2 protein-coding genes and 1 pseudogene are annotated in these 3,263 nt (G+C 67.3%); 1 reads left to right on the forward strand and 2 read right to left on the reverse strand.

Translation table 11 applies throughout. The annotated features are described in order from the left end of the window. Positions 1-61 precede the first annotated feature (61 nt). A complete protein-coding gene (locus tag ACFWPJ_RS28635) occupies positions 62-928 on the reverse strand; it encodes a 3-hydroxybutyryl-CoA dehydrogenase (RefSeq protein ID WP_378855987.1) in 867 nt (288 codons plus the stop codon). 279 nt (positions 929-1,207) lie between these two features. Next, positions 1,208-2,497 carry an isocitrate lyase gene (aceA, locus tag ACFWPJ_RS28640; RefSeq protein ID WP_378855989.1) on the reverse strand — a complete coding sequence of 430 codons (1,290 nt, stop codon included), beginning with the start codon at positions 2,495-2,497 and terminating at the stop codon, positions 1,208-1,210. Between the two features lie 475 nt (positions 2,498-2,972). Between aceA and ACFWPJ_RS28645 the strand changes: the two are divergent. Continuing rightward, a pseudogene (locus ACFWPJ_RS28645) lies at positions 2,973-3,263 on the forward strand (hypothetical protein); the annotation flags it as partial.

The raw sequence follows: 3,263 nt of genomic DNA on the forward strand, positions 1-3,263 counted from the left end.
CCGGTGCCTGATCGGCGGGACAGGAGGGGCCGCGACTCGAGCGCGCCAGCGCTCCGAAAACTCAGTACTGGTAGAAGCCGGCGCCGGTCTTCTTCCCGAGCAGGCCCGCCTCGACCATGCGCATCAGCAGCGGCGGAGCCGAGTACAGCGGCTCCTTGAACTCGGCGTACATCGAGTCCGCGATCGACTTCACGGTGTCGAGGCCGACGAGGTCGGTCAGCGCCAGCGGGCCCATCGGGTGGGCACAGCCGAGCACCATCGCCTTGTCGACGTCGTCCTTGGTGGCGAAGCCCGACTCGACCATCCGGATGGCCGAGAGCAGGTACGGCACCAGCAGCGCGTTGACGACGAAGCCGGAACGGTCGGCCGAACGCACGACCTGCTTGCCCAGGATGTCGGCGGCGAACTGCTCGGCGCGCTTGGCGACCGGCTCGCTGGTCTTGAGCGTGGTGACCAGCTCGACCAGCGGCAGCACCGGCACCGGGTTGAAGAAGTGCAGACCGACCACGCGCTCGGGGTTCGCCGTGGCGACCGCGATCTTCATGATCGGGATGGAGGAGGTGTTGGAGGCGAGCACGGCGTCCGGGTCGGTGACGACCTTGTCCAGCTCGCTGAAGATGGCCGTCTTGACCTCTTCGTTCTCGACAACGGCTTCCACGACCAGCTGACGGTCGGCGAAGTCGCCGAGATCGGAGGTGAAGCGCAGCCGCCAGGCCGCCTGCTCCCGCTCGCGCTCGGTGATCTTGCCGCTGCTCACGCCACGGTCCAGCGAGCGCAGGATCCGAGCGCGGCCCGCGGCGGCGAGTTCGCGACTGGTCTCGTAGACGAGGACGTCGACGTGCGCGCGTGCGCACACCTCGGCGATGCCAGCGCCCATCTGTCCCGCGCCGATAATCCCGACGCGCTGAATCTTCTCGCTGCTGCTCACGTCCCGCTCCGTTCCGCCTCCCCGCATATTTTGCGGGCGGCTCAGTGCCGATAGGGTCAGGCACCCGTGCCTGCGTGAGGTGCCGAACCAGTTCTGGGCGTACCCGGTGAGTTACCCGGCCCTCACGAAATCAGTTGTCGCCTACCGAATCGTCGACGGCAGGCGAGTGGAGACTCATGTTATGGAGTTGCCCTCCTCGCCGGGGCTGTTCGGCGAGGAGGGCGTACACCCCTACCGGAGTAGAGGAATGGTGATGCTACTCAAAGCATCCCCGGCGGATCAGTGGAACTGACCCTCTTCGGTGGAGCCCTTCAGGGCAGCCGTCGAGGTGTTCGGGTCCACGGTGGTGGCGATGGTGTCGAAGTAGCCGGCACCGACCTCACGCTGGTGCTTCACGGCGGTGAAGCCACGCTCGGCGGCAGCCTTGAACTCGCGCTCCTGCAGGTCGACGAACGAGGTCATGCCGTTGCGGGCGTAACCGTGCGCCAGGTCGAACATGCCGTAGTTCAGCGAGTGGAAGCCGGCCAGGGTGATGAACTGGAACTTGAAGCCCATCGCGCCGAGCTCACGCTGGAACTTCGCGATGGTCGCGTCGTCCAGGTGCGCCTTCCAGTTGAACGAAGGCGAGCAGTTGTAGGACAGCAGCTGGTCCGGGAACTCCGACTTGACGGCCTCGGCGAACTTGCGCGCGACCTCGAGGTCCGGCACGCCGGTCTCCATCCAGATGAGGTCGGCGTAGGGGGCGTAGGCCTTGGCACGCGCGATGCAGGGCTCGATGCCGTTCTTCACACCGAAGAAGCCCTCGGCGGTACGGGTGCCGTCGAGGAACTCGCGGTCGCGCTCGTCCACGTCGGTGGTGAGCAGGGTGGCGGCCTCGGCGTCGGTGCGGGCGATGATGACCGAGGGGACGTCGGCGACGTCAGCGGCCAGACGCGCGGAGGTCAGGGTGCGGATGTGCTGCTGGGTGGGGATCAGCACCTTGCCACCGAGGTGGCCGCACTTCTTCTCCGACGCCAGCTGGTCCTCCCAGTGGACACCGGCGGCACCGGCGGCGATCATCGCCTTCTGCAGCTCGTAGGCGTTCAGCGCGCCACCGAAGCCGGCCTCGGCGTCGGCCACGATCGGGGCCAGCCAGTTGGCGACCGAGGTGTCACCCTCGACCTTGGCGATCTCGTCGGCGCGCAGCAGCGCGTTGTTGATGCGACGGACCACCGACGGGACCGAGTTCGCCGGGTACAGCGACTGGTCGGGGTAGGTGTGGCCGGACAGGTTCGCGTCACCGGCGACCTGCCAGCCCGACAGGTAGATGGCCTTCAGGCCGGCGCGGACCTGCTGCACGGCCTGGTTGCCGGTGAGGGCACCGAGGGAGTTGATGTAGTCCTCGTTGTTGACGAGGTCCCAGAGGATCTCGGCACCACGGCGGGCGAGGGTGTGCTCCTCGACGACGTTGCCCTGCAGGGCGACGACCTGCTCGGCGGTGTAGTTGCGGGTGATGCCCTTCCAACGGGGGTTGGTGTCCCAGTCGTTCTGGATCTCCGCAGCGGTCTTCGGGGTGCCGACAGTCGACATCTCTGACTCCACTTCCTCGGTGTGGTCGGTGCTCCGGCGGTCCGAACGTGAAACAACCGGCGGCTGAACGCTTTCGGTTGCGCGGTTCGTACTGCTGGAGCAATTTGCAGGCTTGCTAGGACTAGCTAGGGCCCAAGGGGTGTACTTCCACACGATGGCACACCAGGAAATAGCCGTCTACCTGTTGCTTGTGTGAATCTCAGCTAGGTTTGCCGCCGCGTTTGCTAACTTTGCGAAATTTGCGGGTTGATTGCAAGCACCGAGCCTACCGACGGGTAGCGCTGACCAGGAGTTTTAGCATAACGCCCGTACTGTTAGCGCTCGCCCGCCGGGTACGACCCGACACGCCCAAGCCTGCCACCCTGTGACCTGTTTCACACACCACGCCGGGCAGGAATGGTGTGCGTGTCGTCACTGGCCAGGCATCCCGGACCGCGACCTGGACACTCGTCCGTGAAGACGACAAGGTGACCCCATGAGGATTTCCAAGATCGCGGCGACGTCGCTGGCAGTGGTCGCGGCGACGGCCGCGGTGAGTCTGGTTCCGGCGGCCGCGGGCGCGCAGCCCGGCGCGGCGGGCACGGTGGTCGGCGTCGAGGCGCTGTCCGCCGCGGCGACACTGCCCGGCTCGGCGCGCGCCGAGCGACTGCTCTCCCGGTCGACCACCGCCGGCGGACCCCCCCCCACCCCCACCCCCCCCCGCGACCACACCCCCGCGCCGCCCCCCCACCTCGCCCGGCCGCTGAGTCCGTGGGACCCAGTCACC

It is taken from the genome of Nocardia sp. NPDC058497 (assembly GCF_042720195.1).
Lineage (GTDB): Bacteria > Actinomycetota > Actinomycetes > Mycobacteriales > Mycobacteriaceae > Nocardia.

Bases quoted from the DNA above. Each gene is read 5' to 3' on its own strand.
- aceA (WP_378855989.1), bottom strand. From the start codon at position 2,497: ATGTCGACTGTCGGCACCCCGAAGACCGCTGCGGAGATCCAGAACGAC.